Genomic DNA, 19,654 nt, shown 5'->3' with positions numbered 1-19,654 from the left:
CTCTGCATTTATCCAACCCATTCATAAGCTTGCACGCTTCCCAAATTTCCATATGGCGTCTGATGCTCCATCAACTTCTCATGAAGATATCCGCGGTGAACAAGCTTCTTTAACAGTGTGGGCAAGTATTTCCCCAGCCATTTGAACTCCGTATGCTGCATAATGCTAGCCATCGGCACAGGGCCCTGTGCTTGCTTCATCCATTCCAACAACGGCGCACAGCTCTCCGTAATCTTCGATGACAATGAAAACTCGCAAGCCAGCAATGCGAGTTGAATCCGCTGTGACATGGATTCAGAACTCATCATAAACTCTTCATACATTTTATAGACGCCTAAATTAAAACATTTGACTTGCTGCCATAATGCGGCCCGCGGCATTTCCCCTTGGTCCATAATAGCGAGACGCGCCCAGTAATAAAACGCTTGATCCATGTAACGGCAAGCATCCAGCAAGTAGTCCATCTGCAAAAAATGCTTCGCCTGAGTGTAGCAATCCAGAAAACAAGCGTACGTCTTCATGTACTCCAGATGTGACGCCGCCTTCTCGCTCTCTTTAAGGCGCTTCTGCCATGCAGTTAACGCACCGCTGCGGTCGACTACAATATCCGCTCGTCCCAAGGAAGATATAAGCGGCTGAACTTCTATGGATGTAATCCAATCTTCCCACTCATCGGGGTGAACGCAGGTCCAACGTGTAACGGACCGATCCTCGTTCGATACTTGAATCGCATGATAAGGATGAGACGGACACTCTTCGTCGATAACCAGTATGTAACGGTCCCATTCGGTATGCTCGTGCATTTCTCCGTCAAGCTGATTGTGCTCAAGGACAAGAATACCGCTTACGCTTGCCGCACCGGATAATTGGCCAATTGAGTCATCCATTACTTGTTTCATTCTCTATCCCACGCTTTTTGGCTTTCTTTTACATCGAATGATAGTTTATAATTCTACATAGAAGCTCTCTTTCCTTCTAATTCGAAAACATTTTCATACACGATTGGGGAGGCTGCAATGAAACATCGTATTTTTAGAACAAGTAAAATTAACGAGTTCCGTCTTTGGGGTCTCGTCCTTACATTGGCCGGTATGGGGATGATGGTGCTTGGCACTGCTGGAATTCTGATGTGGGGCTTGCAAGGCAGAGCTTTTGCGGGAGTTTTTATGGTCCTCGGCATGATTGTGCTTCTGGGAAGCGTAGCCATCTACTTCTGGGCAGGAATGCTCTCCACCAGCTCCGTCGTGCTGCAATGTCCGGAATGCGGACGCCAGACCAAGATGCTCGGCAAGACGGATCGGTGCATGTTCTGCCGAACCATCCTGACGCTGGACCCTGACAAAGCGACTGCCGAACCGGAAGTCAAAGACAATGACGTTCAAGCTGCACAGTTGGAAGAGAGCAAATAACAATAAGTGCGTGCACATAACCGACATACATAACTCAACTCAACGCGCACAGACCGTACAACGCGCCACATTCGGTGAATGGTTGGGCAATACGAACGAAGCCGCCTGCTATAGCAGACGGCTTTCTTATTTAATATATATGATTATGATGCCGGGTAATGAATCACGTTCCATATATCCGAATCCGCAAAGCTGCGCGCCCAGACTGCGATACCGCCCAATCCAAGCCGCTGCGCAAGCTCAATCCGCGCCTGAACAGAGCGCTCATCTTCAATCCATATTTTTTTCACGGCGCCGTCCTCTTTGTACTCGACATAGTTTTGACCCGTTTGCTCCGAGAATACCGGCTTCAGCTCTTGCTCCTGCATCAGTTCTTGAATCGTTCGCATGCCCACCGACTTGGAGCTTACCTTCGTTTCACCGTCCTTCACTTCTTCCGTCCATATTCTCGTGTACAAAGGCATTCCGAGCACCAGCTTGTGCGCCGGCACTTTATCTTCATCCATTATTCGTGCCACGGATTGTTCCACCCACGGCAAAGAGGCGACGGAGCCTGCGACGGGGCTTGCTGCCCAATGCTCGTCGTAAGCCATGACCATCATGAAATCCACGGCTTCACCAAGCTTTTCCCTGTCTAAAAACTGCGACCACCGGCCGCTGCTTGACTTGGCGGTAACATCTATGGAGATGACCAAACCTTGAGCATGCATTCGAGGCGCCAGTTCCCGCACGAACTGCGTTAATTGATCCCGATCTTCCACATTCACATTCTCATAATCAAGGTTAATACCATCGACCTGATATTGCTCTGCCAATTTCAGCAATTGCTCAATCGTACGGCTTCGTCTTTCAAATGTAGACAATGCTTCCGTCGTACGCTCCGGCTCGAAGCTGTTGCTGTACAGCGCCCACACCTGTTTGCCTTTGCGGTGAGCCCAATTGCTTAAGCTCAGATCGCCCTTGCTCGTCACGTTCCCCTCATTATCGGCTAAGCTGAACCATGTGGGGCTAATTACATTCGTCCCTGGCATGGACGGAAGCTTCGATGGATCCGGATTACGGGAATATACAGCTTCCCATGCGAGACTGACAGGTTTCTTCTCCTCTACAAACCGCGGCTTCGGTGGCGGCGCCGTATCTGGAATGACACGCTTGTCGGTGTACTTTACATCCTCCTTCGGCAGATAGCCGAGAGCCCCGCCGTCCGCTTCAACATACACCCAATCGTCACGTTCTTTCCATATTGTCAGCTCCGTCGCGCCCGCTAACTTCTGTACAATGGCCGAGCGATTATCCGCTTCTTGGCGCATCGCAACCGTATCATCATCGTTCTTCTGCTCTGCGATTACACCTGCCTGCAGGCTCTGTCCGGGAAAGCCAAGCTGAACGCCACCATTGGACGAATATTGCCTCGCATGCAACCCGTACATCTCCTCAAGTACGCCAATCGGAATATACACGTCTCCATCTATATTTTCCGCAGCCGCATCCCAACGTTTCGCCTTCCCATTCCATGTTCCCTTTGCTTGTCCGAGCTGAAGTGATGCCACATCCTTCGCACTGGTCAATATAACCGTGTTCGATTTTGCCTCAAAGGCAATCGGAAGCTTTTTCTGCAGCGCTTCCAGCGGTATCAGCAGCTCTTCCCCGCGTCCCTTCGTGCCATAACCGCTCCATGCCCCATTCCAAGTCAGCGGCTGCTCGACCTTGGACATGTCCGATTCTGCAATCTCATTGTTCGGCCACCAGTCAAATCCCTTCCATATACTGATGATAAGTATGCCGATCCCAATCAAAATAAACAGACATCCACCGCAACCCCGTTTCTTCTTATTAGATCGCGCCGTCCTGCCGCGCGGTTGCTCATAACGATTGTGCGGAGCGTTTGGCCGCCCTCCTCTGTTTCCCATTATCCGTCACTCCTACTCCCTGATTGTCTTAATAATGCATGTGGTAGACAAAATAAAAGCGCGCAAGCAAATAAATGCTGCGCGCATGGTTCATTTCTACATAATCATAGCGGAAGGCTCCTCTACTTGCTGGAAGCTGATTCCGCACAAGCTTGACATACACCGTATACTTCCATACGGTGGCCTCGTACAACAAAGCCAGTCCGTTCCGCCGCCGTCTGCTCCACTGATTCCAAAGAAGGTATGGAGAAATCGACGATCTTGCCGCATTGCTCACAGATGGCATGGTAATGGTCCGACACATCCGCATCAAAGCGACTGGAACTATCCCCATAAGTCAATTCACGAACGAGCCCGGCCTCGATAAACAACTTCAAGTTGTTATATACCGTAGCAACGCTCATGCTCGGAAATCTAGGTTCGAGCGCTCGATATATTTCATCCGCTGTTGGATGAGTCATGGCATCCATCAAATAGGCTAAAATTGCATGTCTCTGTGGCGTGATGCGTACTCCGGACAATTTTAATTGCTCCAATGCATGTTGAACCCGCGTTTTCATCCTGTCCACCGCCTTCTACGCTCACATTATAATAGATTCGGGGATTCAAATCGCACATTGTAACGATTATCAAAAAATAATTTCTATATGTCCATTGTACGGGGAAGGTGTTTTTGTTGTCAATGCTAATATATGACGCACAGTTAACGTTTTAATATGCTGATATCACCGTTTGTCTCCAAAGATAACCGAAAAGCTCCGTGTCCTAATGAACCCTCGGCCTTATTATTTATTATATCAAGCGGAAAATCCGTAACGATCTCACCAAATAGGTTGGTTGCTTCGATGAAGACATCTGCATCCTCCGGAATTCGAATCATGGCGTCTCCCGCCAAGGTTTGCAGCTTCCAGCCACCTGCAATGATATCCGACTCAACGATTAAGTCGCCGCTCAATGTCTCGGCCTGAATGCCGCGCTCAGCTTGGTTTATTTCGATATCGCCATTTTTCGTCTCCGTCGTGACGTTCCCGCCAACATCGTTCATATAGATATTGCCGTGCAATGTAGTGGCCTGCACATCTCCTTGGATTTGCTTTACGAACACATCCCCATTCAACGTATCCGTTAACACGGAGCCCGCGATATCTCGAAGCTGAACAACACCATTCTTCGTCTTGGCTTCGACCGCACCACTCAATTGTTCAATGCGAATGTCCCCGTTATCGGATAGAACATGCGTCCTCCAACTTAATGTATCCGGAACCGTAACGATAATATCCATGCGCACTCGCTGTTGATTATTTACATTTCGGGCGGGCTTGCCTTCAATATGCAGCTTCTTGTCCGAGATGAGTTCCTTTATTTGTGTACGTGATTGATCGGCTAGAAGTTGCGCATTTTCACGGGTTGCGCCATCCACGATTACGGTCGTCTCCACTTCTATCTTCGAGACGTCCGCAGAACGAAGGATAACATTGCCATCATGGTTGCGTACGGCCAGCTGTTCAACTTCAGTGGAAACGGGATGAGTCTGCTTCGGCTGCTTGAATGGGATGCCTTCGCCTACCGCCATTTCCTTCATCATGGAGAAATCAAACTGAATGCTTCTGACCCAATCACGGAATAAAGACGGCTGTGACACGGTGAACACCGATATCGCAATGAAGACGGCGACAAACATGCCCAGCCAATCCAGCTTCCATTGCCGTTTGCCGTCCTTATCCTTATGGCGCATTCCAAACCATATATATTCAACACCCCACAGCACAAAGATAAGGGGCCACCACACAAGCAGTTGGTTCATGCTGTGAAATCCGAATAATTGGTCCATCAGCAGCATGCAACCTACCGTTACAAGCAAAAGCGATGCGGTAAATCGACCCACCTTTAACACTGCAGTCCAACTCCTTACGTTCTGCTAGAGGTTATTCAAAAAACTTGTGCTTTCCGATACAGAAAGGCGTACTTTTTGAACACGTTCATTTAGCGTCTTTTTCTCGACTCTTTAATCAATAAGAAGATCCCTCCGCCTATGAGCGCCGCCGCCCCGGCATAGGAACCCGCATAAGTAAAGAACCACCGCAGCCATACCGGATCAACCGTGAACAGCAGCATGATGAATCCTCCGAACAGTAGGAGCAGACCGAGCCAAGGTCCTTGACGCACATGTTCTGCCGTTCCGTACATCGCCTGATGATTGACCCGTTCTGTGCTTTGCAGCGCATCAAATAAATTAAAGAAATAAATGACGGGCAGCATTAAGGCAAGCAGTACGATAAGGGGCACATTGACCTTCGCGTCAACGGCAGAAAAATAGACGATTGCTACAATATCAAGCGCCAACAGCATAATGATAATTAACCCCCGCTGCATTAACCCTAAATAGAAGTGCCCTACCCCGGGAAAAATAAAAGAGAGCAACACCGCGATGAATTTGCTCTTCTTGGGAGGCATCGTCCCGTACATTGGCGGCACCGGAGGCATCTCGTTATAGCGGGGAACATCTCCGGGCCCTTGATGAGAGCGCCGCATCCGCTCCAAATAGGCCATTCGTCGGCGAAGAAACTGTTCTTCCTGCTCATTGCCATACCTGTTATCTTGATCGTTATCGTTCTGCGGGTTGCTGAATCCTTTGCGTTCTGTATCTTCCATCTTCATTCCTCCTTACAACACCCCTGCTCCCACGTTTTCCGTCCACTTGCGCTTAAAAAGCATCTTGGCACGGTACAGTCGGGTTTCTACCGTTCTTATTGGCATTTTCAGCATTTCGGCTATTTCGGCATACGTGCGCTCCCGCATATGATAAAGTTCCATAACCATCCGATATTTATCAGGCAACGAGCGGAGCGTACGGCGCACTTCTTCGCAGCATTCCCGCTTCATTACTTGCTCTTCCGGCAGTTCCGACACATCATGGAATTGCAGCGACACGATATGATACGGCTCCATCCGTTCCACCTGTCCTCCCTTATGCTGCCTGCGAATTGAATCAATGAGTTGATTTTTCGTTAATCGGTATAGCCATGTCGTAAATTTAGAATCACCCCGAAAAGTGTGCAAATGGCGATAAGCTTTCACAAACACCTCTTGAGCAATATCTTCCGCTAAATAACGATCTTGAATCGTTTGACAAATACACGTTAACACAAAGGAACGATGTCTTTCCACCATTATGCTCATTGCTTCTTCATTGCCTTCCAATATATGCTGCACCAGCAGCTCATCCGATTGTTTCATCAGCTCGCGATACACGTTATGTCGACTTCCTTTCCTCCACTGCCAATGGTAGGCTTTTTAACATTCGCCAACCGTATTAATTTGCTTAGCTCTATTTTACGTTGGAGTAAGAAATGAAAGAAACCTTCCTGAGTCTAGGAAGGTTTCACCGACTTTAGTCTAGGCTGAAGTGTGCTGACGACGGGGGAGAGACTTGAAACGGATTATTATAAAGGCTTTACCATCTCAAGATGACGAAGCCATACGCCTGATACTATTTCTTCATCGCGCACCGCCCGAAAGCCTTCGCGCTCGTACAGCTTCAACGCAGCCACATTACGCACACCCGTCGCAATCCAATAAGTCGACGCCTGTGGCAGCTGAAGCGCATGTTTTAACAACTCTGTACCAATCCCTTGCCTGAAATGATCGGGATGCACCATTAGACGGCAAATATCCATAATGGCGGGCGCAGCCATTTCATACGATAAGGCGCCGACTAATTCCACATCAGCCCACCAACCATAGAACGTTTCGGATGTTTGCCGCAAGTCCGCGATCGTGTCCATAAGCGGCGGAATCCGCTCAAAGCCGAGAATATCCGCTTCGATGCGGTAAGCCAACCGCTGCAGATACCATAGTTGTTCCAGCGTCTCATCATCATTCATATCCAACAGCTTGATCATCATCATGCCCCCGTCTTCGCTCCATTGAATAGTTGATCAAAAAGCGGAACCTCCGCGTGTCCTTCCATCTGAAAAATGAATGAACACAGTCAGTTGTTCCGCTCTGAGGGATGCTTCCCCCGCCTGACGGCTAGCCAAGCAGTGTCAGGACTGCTTCAAGCAATCGACAAGAAGCTGATTGACAAGCCCCGGATTGGCTTTCCCCTTGGTCTCCTTCATCACTTGACCGACGAGGAATCCGATTGCTTTTTCTTTGCCCGCACGATAGTCTTCAACCGATTGCGGGTTCTTCGCAATCATTTGTTCCACGATCGCTTTAATCGCGCCTTCATCGCTAATTTGAACGAGGCCTTTTTCTTCCACAATGACTTGCGGAGATTTGCCGGACTCCAGCATTTCCTTGAATACCGTCTTGGCGATCTTGCTGCTGATCGTCCCTTTCTCGATTAACCCGATCATTTCGCCCAAGCCTTGACCGCTCAGCTTCACGGCATCGATTTCAATCCCGTTTCCATTTAAATATCCGAGCAGATCGCCCATAATCCAATTCGCCACCGCTTTGGCATCCTTCGTATATTGAAGGCTTTCTTCAAAGAGATCGGCAAGCTTCTTGGAGGACGTAATGCCTTCCGCATCATATCCGGACAAGCCATATTCGGCTGTGTACCGCGCTTTGCGAGCATCCGGCAGCTCCGGAATAGAGGCGCGCACACGCTCCTTCCATTCGTCATCGATATGGAGCGTTACCAGATCCGGATCCGGGAAGTAGCGATAGTCGTGCGCTTCTTCCTTGCTGCGCATGGACAGCGTGCGTCCCTGCGCTTCATCCCAGCGGCGCGTTTCTTGAACGACGGCCCCGCCATCGTCCAAAATATCCGCCTGGCGTTCTTCCTCATATTCCAATCCCCGCTGCACGCCACGGAACGAGTTCATATTCTTCAGCTCCGCCTTCGTGCCAAGCTCCTTCTGTCCATGAGGACGCAGGCTGATGTTGGCGTCACAACGCAGCGAACCTTCCTCCATCTTCACATCGGATACGTCGCAGTACTGCATAATCGCTTTCAGCTTTTCCAAATATGCTTTTGCTTCTTCGGGGGAACTCAGCTCCGGCTCCGACACGATCTCGACAAGCGGCGTGCCGACGCGGTTAAAGTCGACCAACGAAGCGTACCCGCCGTCAACGTGGGTCAGCTTCCCTGCGTCTTCCTCCAGATGCAGGCGGTTGATGCCGATACGCTTAGTCTCGCCGTTCACTTCGATATCAATCCAGCCGTTCTCTCCGATTGGCTTGTCATACTGGGAAATCTGGTATGCTTTCGGTGAATCGGGGTAGAAATAGTTTTTACGGTCGAACTTGCTGACCGAAGCAATCTCGCAATTAAGCGCCATCGCGGCTTTCATCGCGAATTCAACCGCTTGGCGGTTCAATACCGGCAGGACGCCGGGATGTCCCAAGCATATCGGGCAAGTATGCGTGTTCGGCGGTGCTCCGAATTCAGTGGAGCAGCCGCAAAAAATTTTCGAGTTGGTATGCAGCTCGACGTGCACTTCCAAGCCGACAACCGTTTCATATTTTGCACTCGGCATGTCTCAAACCTCCTCAATTACAGCTGCGGACGCAGCTTATGGTACTCGGTGTGCTGCTCGAACGCATGGGCTGCGCGAAGCACCGTCGTCTCCTGGAACGCCTTGCCGATGAGCTGCAAGCCGACCGGCAAGCCATCTGCCAGACCACACGGAATGCTTATCGCCGGTACGCCTGCCAAGCTGACTGGAATCGTCAAAATATCGTTCAAGTACATGGCAAGCGGATCGTCAATCTGCTCGCCCAAGCGGAACGCTGTCGTCGGCGCGGCAGGTCCGAGCAAAATATCGTATCGGTTAAACGCCTCATCAAAATCCTGCTTGATGAGCGTGCGCACTTTTTGGGCTTTCAAATAATACGCATCATAGTATCCGGAGCTGAGCGCATACGTTCCAAGCATGATGCGGCGCTTCACTTCCGGACCGAAGCCTTGGCTGCGTGACTCATGATACAACTGCAGCAGATTGTCCGGATTGTCCGCGCGCACGCCGTAGCGAACGCCATCGAAGCGCGCCAAGTTGGACGAGGCTTCGGAAGAAGCCAACAGGTAATACGTCGCAACCGCGTAATCGGTATGCGGCATGGATACCTCTTCCCATGTCGCTCCCATGCCCTCGAATACGTTCAGAGCGGCAAGCACGGCTTCTTTCACCTTCGGGTCGACACCTTGTCCAATGTATTCCTTCGGCACGCCGATGCGCAAGCCTTTCACATCGCCAGTGAGCGCCTCCGCGTAATTCGGAACCGGGACATCAGCCGAAGTTGAGTCCATCTTGTCGTAACCCGCGATCGCTTGCAGCACATGAGCGGCATCCTCCACATTCCTCGTCAACGGTCCAATCTGGTCGAGCGAGGACGCAAACGCCACCAGGCCAAAGCGCGATACGAGGCCATATGTTGGCTTAAGCCCGACGACCCCGCAATAGGAGGCCGGCTGCCGAATGGATCCGCCCGTATCCGAACCAAGCGCAAAGCTCACTTGTCCTGCGGCAACCGCTGCAGCCGAACCGCCGCTAGATCCCCCCGGCACACGATCCAAGTCCCAAGGATTGCGCGTGCTCTTGAAGGCGGAGTTCTCATTCGAACCGCCCATGGCGAATTCGTCCATATTCAGCTTGCCGATCGTGACGACTTTCGCCTCTTTCAGCTTGCGGGAGACGGTTCCGTCATAGATAGGGTTATAGTTGTCGAGGAAGCGGCTCGCGCAAGTCGTGCGCAGCCCCTCGGTCATGATGTTGTCTTTAATGCCGGCCGGAACACCAGCCAAAATATTGACGGCTTCTCCTTGCGCGATGCGGCCGTCAGTATCGCTTGCCTGCTCACGGGCGCCTTCCTCATTTAAAGTAAGAAACGCTTGCACGCGCTCATCCGTCTCGGCAATGCGCCGATACGACGCGTCCGCCAATTCGGAGGCGGACAGCTTGCGATCCGTTAAAGCTTGTTTTATTTCCGATATAGACATCTCAAGTGGCGTCAATGCGGATACCCTCCTTTATCGCTTAGTCCAATACGGCCGGAACTTTAAATTGCCCGTCTTCTTCCTCCGGCGCGTTAGCCATTACTTTCTCTATCGGTAACGATGGACGAACTTCATCCTCACGCATCACGTTCCTAATCGGCAGAACATGCGTTGTCGGCGAGACGTCATCCGTATTTAACTCGTTCAACTTCTCCGCATATTTCAATATGGCGTTCAGTTGTTCCGTATAGCGTTCTTTCTCTTCGTCGCTCAAATTGAGTCTTGCCAGCTTGGCGACGTGTTCAACGTCCTGTACGTGGATGCTCATCGGCAACATGCTCCTCCTTGCGCCATCATGGCCAAATTCATCCCTTTATTATAGCTTAGAAGAGCATTCAACTCAACGCGCGATTCCGTTAATGCGGCGCAGATACGAGGGCGCTTGCGATCGCCATATGGCCAAGCGCCGCCAATCCACAAAAAAACACCGATGCACCGGATGAATTCCGGTGCTCGGTGTTCGGCTCTTCATTAAATCCAAGCGCGTAAATTCACTTGGCGCACAAACTCTTCTTGAGACAATGCTTCTTGCGCCTTCTCTTCTTCCTCTTCCGCATTATCGCCATTCATGATGCGGCGGAACAGAGACTCATTGCGGGTCGCAAGGGCATAATCGATAAGTGCTTCCCGTTCGATGCGGTCCGCTTCCTGCTGCAGCAGCAGATCTTCCTGTTCGACATCAGATGCCGGTACGAAGAAGTTGCGGTTTGCTTTCGGAACCCGGATGACGTAATCGAATGCGTTATCCGCATTGCGGTCATGGGCAATGATATAGCCATATTCCCCGATAGGCAAATGTTGTTCGAAACGGTCGGCTACAATGACTACCTTCTCTCCCAAATGCAGCATTGTCCGTGCCTCCCATCCGTTTGCTGTTTTTACTATGGTACTAAAATTTATGGTTCCTGTAAATGTATACGCCCTGCTCCGGCAATTAGACACTGCACATTCCGGGATGCTTCGTGATCAAAAGAGCGCTTATTGAACTAACTCTACTATACTACGATAAATGATACGAAAAGTTTCCGCGCCTATTGCGGCACTGGAATGGAAATCAATCCTTCCGGAGCCGTGGTCAACCGCTCATATCCGGTCTCTGTAATGAGATACGTGTTTTCGATTCCGACTACGCCGCGGCCCGGAAAAGTGAATTTGGGTTCAATCGCGATAACCATTCCCGCTTGGAGCGGATGCTTGAAGCCACGGGCCAGAACAGGCCATTCATCGATTTCCATCCCAATGCCGTGGCCGAGAAATCTCACTTGATCTGCCCCGAAGCCCATAAAATGATCGGACAAGCCGTAATTCTTCGCCATTTCCAGCGCGTCTGCGTACAATGACTCACAGACGACACCGGGCTTCAGGCGCTCTTCCGTCGCCCGCAAAATCGCTTCGGAGGCCTCATACGCCTGCTGAAGATCGTGATCGAGCTGCCCGATGACAACCGTGCGGGTCTGGTCGATGACGTATCCGTCAATGCAGCAGCCAATATCGACCAGAATCGGCTCATTGACTGCGATCACTTTGCGGCTCGATCCTTGCGGACTGGCTGGAGTCAACCCACGCCCGCCCGCGGGACCATCGAAATAGGTCGGCTCCGCTCCCGCTTCGCCGGATGCTACCATGCCTGTCACCAGCTCTTGATTGTAGCCGCGCATGCGAATCATGCCGATATGCCCCTGCATGCGGAAGGCATACTCAATATGGGCGATAAGCTCCAGTTCCATCATGCCCGGCCGCACGTAAGCGGCCGCCTGCTCCATGGCGTGATGCGCCGCTCGTGCCGCTGTCATGATGCGCTCGACTTCCCATGGCGACTTCACCATGCGCAGCTCGCGCAGCAGGACCGAGCCGTCGGTCCACGTCACATTCGCGGGCAGCACCGCCCGGAGCCGTTCATACTGTTGCACGGGCAGCACATCATATTCCGTGGCGACAACAGCCGGCGCAACGCTGCCTCCAGCGCTTGAGGGCGGCCACACGGCAGGAAACTGTGCCGCGAGCGTCTCTGCGAACTGCCGGAACGAGCCAAGCGGCTGCACGGGGACCGAAGCCTCCTCAATGGCGCGCGCGACACTTCGTTTTACGAAAAATACCGGCTCCTCGCTCTGCGGGATAAATAAATACCCCGTCTGCATTGACCCGGTAAAATAGTAGATATCTATATTTTGCGTGACAAGATAGGCATCGATGGATTGTTCCTTCATGATCGATTGCAGCCGGGATATCCGGCTTTCACATTCCTGCTTCATCATCGAAATCATAGGGTTCCCCTTCCTAACAATCATCAACAATTATATTAATCATACCACGAACGCCTATCCACGCCAACGGCCGGACGCCTCCGTTCATCGAGCTCGGGAACATAGGGAAAACACGGCCCGTTCGAACCCGAAGGTTCGGCAAGCCGTGCCAGGATAGGTATTCCTATTTACACAAATGGATTATGTTGCTTCTCGTAACCGATGGTAGTGACAGGTCCATGACCCGAATATACGGTGACGTCGTCAGCTAACGGAAACAGCTTTCCATGGATAGACTGCAGCAGCTGCCCCATATCGCCGTCCCGCAAGTCAGTGCGCCCCACGGACGTGCGGAAGAGCACGTCTCCCGAGAAGAGATGCTTCTCATGCAGGAAGCTGACGCTGCCCGGGGAATGACCCGGCGTATGCATGACCTGGAAGTCATGTCCGATTAGTTCCAACGTCTGGCCGTCCCGGAGCAAATGCTCGGCAGGCTTCATTGACATCGGAGGCGACACCTGCGGCCACATCGTGGAGCCGTTCAACTCCGGGGTCGTCAGCCAATCCGCTTCCCGTTCATGGATATACACCGGACAATCGCCATGCGCTTCCCGCACACGATCTACGCCCCCGATATGATCGAAGTGGGCATGCGTCAGCAGTATGGCCTTGACATCGACACCCTTCAGCGCTTCGAGCAGCGATTCCGGGTTCATGCCCGGATCGATGACGATCGCTTCATTCGCCGTTTCATTCGTGAGCACATAAGCGTTTGTCTGCACGGGACCCAATGTATAACTTTGAATACGAAACATGTATATACCTCCGCCTTAAATCATTACATGCCGGACAGCAGTTCTCTCAGTTCGGAAACAATGCGCGCATGATAAGCAGCGCCTTCGCCGTATTGCTTCATCATCTGCTGTCTGACCAGTTGAAGTTTGTCCTGATAGTCCGCCGCTTCACGATCCGGATTCTGTTGCTTGAATGCAACCATATGCGCCTGGACGTCACTTGGACGAGGTCCCCATTGCCCCAATACGTGCCCTCCGGTATCCGCAAAGATAACGATGGGAACCGAACGTCCGCCCATCGTAAGAAAGTCATCCATTACTTCAGGGAACTGCTCCATAATGAGCACTTCGGTCTGCATCTGCGCCGTCTCCAGCGCCCGGAACACGACCGGGACGTTGCGAACGACGTCTCCGCACCAGTCCGCAGCCAAGATAAGGCAGCGAATATCATCACGGAATCGGAGCGATTCGAAATGCGCTTTATCCTCTTCATTCGTCCATTCGAACTGCTCGTACCATGAGAGAAACGCTTCTTTATTTTTTTGCATGCTATCGATGAATGCTTGCGGTGATATGCCCTTGCCTAGAACGGCAGCAACGTTTTTGCTCATTTCCGCTTCCCCGCCTTCTTCTTGGATTTAGTATATTTAATGACAACATACACGATAAGGATGGCTAACGCAACCAAAATGAACGGCTTTACATAGGGAGCCGCCGCTTCATTTATCGTCTCCCATTTGTCGCCGAGCACAAATCCCAAATAGACGAAAAATATCGTCCACGGGATGACGGCCAATGTCGTAAGCATCGTAAAGCGCCATACCGGCATTCTGGCAATTCCGGCCGGAATCGAGATCGCATGCCGGACGACTGGAACGAACCGCGCGCTAAAGATGACCCCCGCTCCGTATTTTTGAAACCATTCCTCCGATTTGTCGATATGATGTTTGTTAATCAGTATGTACTTCCCGAAACGCTCCAGAAACGGTCTGCCTCCGTATCTCCCAATCCAATACACAAATAGCTGCGCAAGCACGCCGCCGATAACGCCGAAAATAACAGCTTCAATAAAACTTATCTGCTGAGCCGAGACTAGAAATCCCCCGTACGCCAGCACAATCTCGCTAGGGATGACTTCGATCATGAGTCCCAGCATAATTCCCCATTCCCCAAGCTGCTGCACCCAACTCAGCAGCGAACTGACTATCTGATGGATCATTTCCACAGCACGCTTCTCTCCTCTGTTTTTGTACCAGTTTATTCTATCATAGGAGTGGACATGACTCCAACACTGGCATGACGCGCACAGAAGCGGCATACATATGGACTAGCAATACTTGTACAAGAAATTATCGAGTTCATCCGCATTTCATATGTTACTAGCTTATTGGATTAGAGGAGGTTGCGCAGTATGTCCCGTTTTTGGGTAGTGTCCCGCAAGCAATGGCGGCTCGGCGCCATTGCCGTCGTTGCCGTTATGGTTGCGGCCGCATTCTGGCGCTACGAGACGTTGCGAACGGAACGCGAGACGCAAGCCGCGGTGCAGGCCGTTCGCGTCATTCACATGGTTACCGGAGAATTCAAGACAAAGCTGGAAAACGGCCGGGAGATGGAAGTATACCGCTTCGACCCAGGCACCGTTTTTGCCAATGACGGCGAGCGCGTAGAGCTGCGCATTCGCGGCGTGAACGGCAATCAGCACGATTTCGTCATCGAAGGGCTGAACCTGCGCGGAAAGGTGGAAAAAAATAAAGAAACGGTCGTATCCTTTACTGCGAAGGAGGGGATATACCGTATCGTCTGCCTGACTCATTCCGATGCAAGCCACGAAGGTCCGATGATCGGCTATATCGTCGTCGATTAGCATAAAGGTGCCTAAATTGCAACAAGTCAACAAGGGGGCTAAAGCGACCGCAGCCCGTTATCCTGCATATGCTGTAGCATATCCGCAGGAAAGGAGCTAGTCACGCTGTGAAAGCACCCAAAGAACGCCACGCCATGTCCCTCCCGTCCGCGAGAAAAATACGCCGCGCCTGCAACAATGAGTTGTACCGCACGGTCAAACGAATGAACGTCTGGATATCCGGCGAGCTGATGAAACAAGGGGAAGATTTGTATTACAAAAGGGTCATTGCCAATCTAATCTGGGTACACGAGAACGCGAATAACCGCAAGAAGCTTGCCGATTGGTTCGATGAAGCCGTTAGCGGCGATCTCGCAGAACTATGGAATGTGGATCGGACGAAGCTGTCCGCATGCTTCCGTCAATCCTTCGGCGGATGAAAGACTTGAATGGCAAGGCTGCCGCGCATTATTGTCCTGGCGGCCTTTTTTGCGTGCGCTGGGCGATGGTCCTTGACGCGCAGACTTTAGTTTAGGCGCACCAGATTATAAGAATTATATTTATTTCGTTTATTATGTTGCCGTTTAACAGGAATTTTATAGGTTGATGAGGAATTTGAAAACGATGCACGTGTTCAAAAGACCGCTTTTCAGCAACGGGAAGCACAAGTTTTTTTCAAAAAACGGCATCGAAACATTCTCATTGAAGGAGGGAGTCATGTGCGCAAGATGATATGCCTGCACGGATTGACGCCAGAACAAGAAGAACGCATCCGCGCGGCGGCACCGGATTGGAATATCGTCTTCGGGCAGCCGAATGAGTTGGACCGCAGTGTCTATCGCGAGGCGGAAATCATTCTGGGCTGGTGCGGCACGGCCGCGGAGGAATGTCTTCGGCAGGATTCCAAGCTGCGCTGGGTGCAGCTATGGTCTTCGGGCGCTGACTACATGCCGTTTGCGGCGCTGCGGGACAAAGGCGTCACGCTCACCGATGCCGGGGGCGTTCACCCTATCCCGATGGCCGAGACGGTGTTCGCCATGCTGCTTGCCTTCACCCGCGGGCTCCCGCAGGCTATCCGCAATCAGCAGCGCCGCTCGTGGAGTAAAGAGGGGCATTTCACCGAGCTGGCTGGGAAGACGATAGGCATTATCGGAGTCGGCCACATCGGTTCCGAAATTGCCCGTCTGGCCCAAGCGTTCGGCATGCGCGTTATCGGCGTGCGCCGTTCGAAGCAACCGGCGCCGTATGTCGAGGCTATTTATTCGCTGGCAGAGCTGGACAAGGTGTTGGCAGAGAGCGACGTTGTCGTCAACGTGCTGCCGAAGACGGACCGGACGAACCGGCTGTTCGACGCAGGACGCTTTGCGGCAATGAAATCCGGTGCCCTGTTCATCAACGCCGGCCGCGGCACGACAGTCGAGACAGACGCGCTCGTGCGCTCCCTGCGGGAAGGCCGTTTGGGAGGCGCCGGATTGGACGTGTTCGATATCGAGCCTCTGCCCGAGGAGCATCCGCTATGGTCGATGGACAACGTCATCATCACGCCGCATATCGGCGGCAATACCGATCAGCTGAAGGAGCGGGTGACGGCATTGTTCATCGAGAACTTGCAAGCGTACTTCGCGCTAGGCAAGCCTGCTCGCAACGTGGTCAATTACGATGAGCAATATTAATGAAGACGCGAAGAATGAAGGCCCCATGTCCGTTCGCATGGGATCCTGCATTCCTCGCGCCTTGGCGGTCGTCAGACCGTTTACCGCGTCTTCTCGGCAAGCCTGATCCGGCCGTAATCATTGCGCAGCGGCTCAGCTGCATCCTTTACCCGCTCCCCGATCCATCCATATGTATCAGCCCCGCCGTCTGAATCCATTGGCATATATACCTGACCTGTAGTCCCAAGACAAATGAATCGCAGCACTCATGAAAAACGACCGATCCCCATGGCCAGGAGATCGGTCGTTGGCGCCGTGATTAGCCGATGACTGCGAACGCTTCGACGCCGGCAGGTACTCGGCGCGTACGGAACAATATACCGTTGCTGTTGAAAATCCGAATCGTCAGCGCCACGTTGGTCAGCGTGCCGATGTTATTGAAGCGCACCACTCCGAAACGGTCGAAGGATCGGGTGGAGATCAGGCGGTTGCCCACAAAGACGCGCGCAAAAAATCCCGGCGTTCTGAACGGCACCCCGTTCGGCTGTACCCAGACGACGGTAAACCGGTTCAGGATGGGGCCCAGCACTTGCTTCTTGTGAACCGTCTTGAGAACGCGGCTCTTCGTTGCTTTCCCCTTAAGGTTAGGGTCTTTTAAAGGGGGAACTCCTGTGACCATGCTCATGCGGATATCTCCTTCCGTTCATATGCTACACAGTATGAAGGAATGGTCTCACGCGTGTGGGTGCTTATCCCTCCGCTTTCCGCCTAGTTCGCAGGCGGCCCGGACAACAGCGGATAGATGGAGGCGAACGCCCGCTGCGCGTCCTCGGTCATCGCGAAGCGCTTGCCGTTCGCCGGATGCGGCATCGCCTCCACGCGGCGCACGTCCGCTTCATAGCTGCGGAACCGCTCCGCCGCCGCGTTCGCGAGCAGGCCCGCCGCCTGGAGGTCGCCCTGAAGCGATGACGTGCGCGCCGCCGCCGCCAGACGCTCGACCGCTTCCGTCTGCAGGACGCGGTCGAAGCGGTCGCTATCCGCCGCCGCCCTCCAGTACGCGGCGGCGTCCTCGGCGCAGCCGCGGCGCTCGCTTGCCAGCGCGAGCTCGCGGTAGAGCGTCTTGCCGTCCCGCTCATAGCGCAGCCCCTCCGCAAGCAGGGCTGCCGCTTCCTGCGGCGGCAAGCGCCGCGACACGGCGATGCGCAGCGCCGTATCCGCAGGCGTCAGGCGCAGCGCCGCGTGCAGCTGCGCCTTGGCGCCGGAGGCCGCGAGGTGTTGTGCCGCCAAGTGGCACGACACGAGCATGGCCACGGCCGCTAGCGGCGCGGCCAGCGCGAGCGCCGCCAGCCGTCGGCGCGGCTTGTCCCTTGGTACGGTGACGGCATGCCGATCCGTGCCCAGGGTAAGAAAGAGCAGGAGCAACAGCGCGACGAAGCCATAGGCTAGATCGAAGTCAATCGCGCTGTGCAGCATAAGCAAGGCGCCAGCCATCCCGAGGCCGGCATGCCTTCGCCAAGCAAGGACAAGCGCCAAGGCCGCTAGCCCCAGCACGGGCAGCGTGCCGGCAACTCCGATGTCGAGCAGCAAATCGAAGACGCTGCTGTGCACCTCCTTGCCGACGTAAGGCTCGCTCTGCATGCTCGCGAACTGCTGCCGCCATGCATCACCGCCTGCGCCGAACCAAGGGTTGCGCTGCCATAGCGCCAAGGCATCCTTATAAAATAAAGTGCGGGCGCCAGCCGTCTCATAATGATCCGTCACCCGGTTCGCCGCGCCGGAAGGCATCATCATGCTTCCCAAGACGAGTAGCGCCGCCATGCAAATAACACAACCGGACATATACGACCGGCGGCGATCGCGAAGCTTCTCCAGCAGCATGTACAGCCCAATCGAGCCTGCCCACGCAGCAATGAAGGGGAGCGGCACGAGCCCGCTCTCGTTCAGCCATAGCGTGGCCGTACCCGCCACGGCGGCCACGGCCCAGCACGCAAACCATGCGGAGTGCAGCAAATAAGCGGCGCGGCGGCCGCGTACGGACCAATAACCCGCCGCCCACACCACGGCAAAAGCAAGCCATGCCCCGCGCGATTCAGTTAGCCCGAACACGGTTAGATGCGGCAGCAGGGGAACCGCGGCCAGGATGCGTTCCCGCAGTGATGCGCCGGCAGCGGCACCATGCAAATGCAGGAGCGCAAACGCCCCCGCAATGGCACCGAGCGTGTTCGGATATTGAACGAACCCCGCCAGCCGGAATCCAAGAGCTGACAATTCCGCATCCTGACTCGTCATGACACCTGAGCTGTAAGGAAAATATCCGTATAGCATGGCCAGCGCGCATACACTGCCAATGAGACCGACTGCGGCCGTTCCCGCCAGCACCACTCGAAATCCGCGTCCACCGCGCTCCCCATCTATTATAGCGGTAAGGAGAATAACCCACCCGCCGTACATTGACCAACGTATCAGGTGCATCTCAGTTCCATATGTACTTGCCGGATGAAGCATAAGCGCACTCCCATAACAGACGCTTACAATTGCCGTGATAAGCAGCGGCAGCGTCATTCTCACTTTTCGCGTATATGCAATAACAATGAAAGAGACAAGAAATAAAAATAACGACAGCATGTGCGTATCCCGATCGTAAAATAGACCTTTTTGCCAGAGCGAGAGCAGCAATACCGCGAATACCGCGCCCGCGCCTGCGCTTACCCGCCAATTCAATTTTACCGTTTCCGTGTCCACCTGCCGTTCTCCTTTCAGCTCAACTTTCGCAGCTATCAGTGCGCTCGTAACAATA

Annotated in this window: 22 protein-coding genes; 4 read left to right on the top strand and 18 right to left on the bottom strand. The window is 53.1% G+C overall.

The window, feature by feature from the left end:
• Window positions 1-8: 8 nt before the first annotated feature.
• Window positions 9-899: a hypothetical protein gene (locus tag JSQ80_RS16480; RefSeq protein ID WP_240463697.1), complete on the bottom strand. Its 891-nt coding sequence runs from the start codon at window positions 897-899 to the stop codon at window positions 9-11.
• A gap of 117 nt (window positions 900-1,016) precedes the next feature.
• Between JSQ80_RS16480 and JSQ80_RS16475 the strand changes: the two genes are divergently transcribed.
• On the top strand, window positions 1,017-1,409 hold the full coding sequence (locus JSQ80_RS16475) for a YgzB family protein (RefSeq protein ID WP_087434965.1): 393 nt from the start codon (window positions 1,017-1,019) through the stop codon (window positions 1,407-1,409).
• A 143-nt stretch (window positions 1,410-1,552) separates the two neighbouring features.
• On the opposite strand, the gene JSQ80_RS16470 is transcribed toward JSQ80_RS16475, so the two are convergent.
• The 14 genes from JSQ80_RS16470 to uptA form a co-directional block, all read right to left on the bottom strand.
• Window positions 1,553-3,319, bottom strand: coding sequence for a glycosyl hydrolase family 18 protein (locus JSQ80_RS16470; protein WP_206096052.1), 1,767 nt, complete (start codon window positions 3,317-3,319; stop codon window positions 1,553-1,555).
• 122 nt (window positions 3,320-3,441) lie between these two features.
• The gene (gene perR / locus JSQ80_RS16465; RefSeq protein ID WP_087434967.1) at window positions 3,442-3,879 is read right to left on the bottom strand and encodes a peroxide-responsive transcriptional repressor PerR; all 438 of its coding nucleotides are present in this window, start codon (window positions 3,877-3,879) and stop codon (window positions 3,442-3,444) included.
• Window positions 3,880-4,022: 143 nt separating this feature from the next.
• Window positions 4,023-5,213: a DUF4097 family beta strand repeat-containing protein gene (locus JSQ80_RS16460; RefSeq protein ID WP_206096051.1), complete on the bottom strand. Its 1,191-nt coding sequence runs from the start codon at window positions 5,211-5,213 to the stop codon at window positions 4,023-4,025.
• Between the two features lie 89 nt (window positions 5,214-5,302).
• Entirely contained in the window at window positions 5,303-5,971 is a 669-nt protein-coding gene (locus JSQ80_RS16455) for a TM2 domain-containing protein (protein WP_206096050.1), read from the bottom strand.
• Window positions 5,972-5,983: 12 nt separating this feature from the next.
• Window positions 5,984-6,571: a sigma-70 family RNA polymerase sigma factor gene (locus JSQ80_RS16450; RefSeq protein ID WP_206096049.1), complete on the bottom strand. Its 588-nt coding sequence runs from the start codon at window positions 6,569-6,571 to the stop codon at window positions 5,984-5,986.
• A 191-nt stretch (window positions 6,572-6,762) separates the two neighbouring features.
• Window positions 6,763-7,227, bottom strand: coding sequence for a GNAT family N-acetyltransferase (locus JSQ80_RS16445; RefSeq protein ID WP_240463696.1), 465 nt, complete (start codon window positions 7,225-7,227; stop codon window positions 6,763-6,765).
• Window positions 7,228-7,365: 138 nt separating this feature from the next.
• On the bottom strand, window positions 7,366-8,808 hold the full coding sequence (gene gatB / locus JSQ80_RS16440; RefSeq protein WP_206096048.1) for an Asp-tRNA(Asn)/Glu-tRNA(Gln) amidotransferase subunit GatB: 1,443 nt from the start codon (window positions 8,806-8,808) through the stop codon (window positions 7,366-7,368).
• Window positions 8,809-8,825: 17 nt separating this feature from the next.
• Window positions 8,826-10,268, bottom strand: a complete 1,443-nt coding sequence (gene gatA / locus JSQ80_RS16435) for an Asp-tRNA(Asn)/Glu-tRNA(Gln) amidotransferase subunit GatA (protein WP_411829164.1) — start codon at window positions 10,266-10,268, stop codon at window positions 8,826-8,828.
• A gap of 37 nt (window positions 10,269-10,305) precedes the next feature.
• Window positions 10,306-10,593, bottom strand: coding sequence for an Asp-tRNA(Asn)/Glu-tRNA(Gln) amidotransferase subunit GatC (gene gatC, locus JSQ80_RS16430; RefSeq protein WP_087434974.1), 288 nt, complete (start codon window positions 10,591-10,593; stop codon window positions 10,306-10,308).
• Between the two features lie 203 nt (window positions 10,594-10,796).
• Entirely contained in the window at window positions 10,797-11,174 is a 378-nt protein-coding gene (locus tag JSQ80_RS16425) for an ATPase (protein WP_087434975.1), read from the bottom strand.
• 182 nt (window positions 11,175-11,356) lie between these two features.
• The gene (locus JSQ80_RS16420) at window positions 11,357-12,589 is read right to left on the bottom strand and encodes a M24 family metallopeptidase (RefSeq protein WP_087434976.1); all 1,233 of its coding nucleotides are present in this window, start codon (window positions 12,587-12,589) and stop codon (window positions 11,357-11,359) included.
• Between the two features lie 167 nt (window positions 12,590-12,756).
• Window positions 12,757-13,383 carry an MBL fold metallo-hydrolase gene (locus JSQ80_RS16415; protein WP_087434977.1) on the bottom strand — a complete coding sequence of 209 codons (627 nt, stop codon included), beginning with the start codon at window positions 13,381-13,383 and terminating at the stop codon, window positions 12,757-12,759.
• Between the two features lie 23 nt (window positions 13,384-13,406).
• Window positions 13,407-13,973 carry a thioredoxin family protein gene (locus JSQ80_RS16410; protein WP_206096047.1) on the bottom strand — a complete coding sequence of 189 codons (567 nt, stop codon included), beginning with the start codon at window positions 13,971-13,973 and terminating at the stop codon, window positions 13,407-13,409.
• The gene (gene uptA / locus JSQ80_RS16405) at window positions 13,970-14,581 is read right to left on the bottom strand and encodes an undecaprenyl phosphate transporter UptA (protein ID WP_240464140.1); all 612 of its coding nucleotides are present in this window, start codon (window positions 14,579-14,581) and stop codon (window positions 13,970-13,972) included. The genes JSQ80_RS16410 and uptA overlap by 4 nt, the downstream gene beginning before the upstream one ends.
• Window positions 14,582-14,773: 192 nt before the next feature.
• On the opposite strand from uptA, the gene JSQ80_RS16400 reads away from it, so the two are divergent.
• The 3 genes from JSQ80_RS16400 to JSQ80_RS16390 all read left to right on the top strand — a co-directional run bounded on the left by JSQ80_RS16400 (window position 14,774) and on the right by JSQ80_RS16390 (window position 16,878).
• Window positions 14,774-15,226: a cupredoxin domain-containing protein gene (locus JSQ80_RS16400; RefSeq protein ID WP_206096046.1), complete on the top strand. Its 453-nt coding sequence runs from the start codon at window positions 14,774-14,776 to the stop codon at window positions 15,224-15,226.
• A 107-nt stretch (window positions 15,227-15,333) separates the two neighbouring features.
• The gene (locus JSQ80_RS16395) at window positions 15,334-15,645 is read left to right on the top strand and encodes a dehydrogenase (protein WP_087434981.1); all 312 of its coding nucleotides are present in this window, start codon (window positions 15,334-15,336) and stop codon (window positions 15,643-15,645) included.
• A 279-nt stretch (window positions 15,646-15,924) separates the two neighbouring features.
• Entirely contained in the window at window positions 15,925-16,878 is a 954-nt protein-coding gene (locus JSQ80_RS16390; protein ID WP_206096045.1) for an NAD(P)-dependent oxidoreductase, read from the top strand.
• Between the two features lie 80 nt (window positions 16,879-16,958).
• On the opposite strand, the gene JSQ80_RS29525 is transcribed toward JSQ80_RS16390, so the two are convergent.
• From JSQ80_RS29525 to JSQ80_RS16380, 3 genes are all read right to left on the bottom strand, one after another.
• On the bottom strand, window positions 16,959-17,081 hold the full coding sequence (locus JSQ80_RS29525) for a hypothetical protein (protein ID WP_254912265.1): 123 nt from the start codon (window positions 17,079-17,081) through the stop codon (window positions 16,959-16,961).
• A gap of 95 nt (window positions 17,082-17,176) precedes the next feature.
• Window positions 17,177-17,542 carry a hypothetical protein gene (locus JSQ80_RS16385; protein ID WP_240463695.1) on the bottom strand — a complete coding sequence of 122 codons (366 nt, stop codon included), beginning with the start codon at window positions 17,540-17,542 and terminating at the stop codon, window positions 17,177-17,179.
• A gap of 83 nt (window positions 17,543-17,625) precedes the next feature.
• Window positions 17,626-19,599, bottom strand: a complete 1,974-nt coding sequence (locus JSQ80_RS16380) for an O-antigen ligase family protein (protein WP_336245757.1) — start codon at window positions 19,597-19,599, stop codon at window positions 17,626-17,628.
• Window positions 19,600-19,654: the final 55 nt, after the last annotated feature.

Source organism: Paenibacillus apiarius (assembly GCF_017052585.1).
Classification (GTDB): Bacteria; Bacillota; Bacilli; order Paenibacillales; family Paenibacillaceae; genus Paenibacillus_B; species Paenibacillus_B apiarius.
The sequence above is the reverse complement of the archived record's forward strand: the minus strand, read 5'-3'. Positions and strand labels throughout refer to the sequence as shown.

Bases quoted from the DNA above. Each gene is read 5' to 3' on its own strand.
- JSQ80_RS16480 (WP_240463697.1), bottom strand. From the start codon at position 899: ATGAAACAAGTAATGGATGACTCAATTGGCCAATTATCCGGTGCGGCA.
- JSQ80_RS16475 (WP_087434965.1), top strand. From the start codon at position 1,017: ATGAAACATCGTATTTTTAGAACAAGTAAAATTAACGAGTTCCGTCTT.
- JSQ80_RS16470 (WP_206096052.1), bottom strand. From the start codon at position 3,319: ATGGGAAACAGAGGAGGGCGGCCAAACGCTCCGCACAATCGTTATGAG.
- perR (WP_087434967.1), bottom strand. From the start codon at position 3,879: ATGAAAACGCGGGTTCAACATGCATTGGAGCAATTAAAATTGTCCGGA.
- JSQ80_RS16455 (WP_206096050.1), bottom strand. From the start codon at position 5,971: ATGGAAGATACAGAACGCAAAGGATTCAGCAACCCGCAGAACGATAAC.
- JSQ80_RS16445 (WP_240463696.1), bottom strand. From the start codon at position 7,227: ATGATGATGATCAAGCTGTTGGATATGAATGATGATGAGACGCTGGAA.
- gatB (WP_206096048.1), bottom strand. From the start codon at position 8,808: ATGCCGAGTGCAAAATATGAAACGGTTGTCGGCTTGGAAGTGCACGTC.
- gatA (WP_411829164.1), bottom strand. From the start codon at position 10,268: ATGTCTATATCGGAAATAAAACAAGCTTTAACGGATCGCAAGCTGTCC.
- gatC (WP_087434974.1), bottom strand. From the start codon at position 10,593: ATGAGCATCCACGTACAGGACGTTGAACACGTCGCCAAGCTGGCAAGA.
- JSQ80_RS16425 (WP_087434975.1), bottom strand. From the start codon at position 11,174: ATGCTGCATTTGGGAGAGAAGGTAGTCATTGTAGCCGACCGTTTCGAA.
- JSQ80_RS16420 (WP_087434976.1), bottom strand. From the start codon at position 12,589: ATGATTTCGATGATGAAGCAGGAATGTGAAAGCCGGATATCCCGGCTG.
- JSQ80_RS16415 (WP_087434977.1), bottom strand. From the start codon at position 13,383: ATGTTTCGTATTCAAAGTTATACATTGGGTCCCGTGCAGACAAACGCT.
- JSQ80_RS16410 (WP_206096047.1), bottom strand. From the start codon at position 13,973: ATGAGCAAAAACGTTGCTGCCGTTCTAGGCAAGGGCATATCACCGCAA.
- uptA (WP_240464140.1), bottom strand. From the start codon at position 14,581: ATGATCCATCAGATAGTCAGTTCGCTGCTGAGTTGGGTGCAGCAGCTT.
- JSQ80_RS16400 (WP_206096046.1), top strand. From the start codon at position 14,774: ATGTCCCGTTTTTGGGTAGTGTCCCGCAAGCAATGGCGGCTCGGCGCC.
- JSQ80_RS29525 (WP_254912265.1), bottom strand. From the start codon at position 17,081: ATGCCAATGGATTCAGACGGCGGGGCTGATACATATGGATGGATCGGG.
- JSQ80_RS16385 (WP_240463695.1), bottom strand. From the start codon at position 17,542: ATGAGCATGGTCACAGGAGTTCCCCCTTTAAAAGACCCTAACCTTAAG.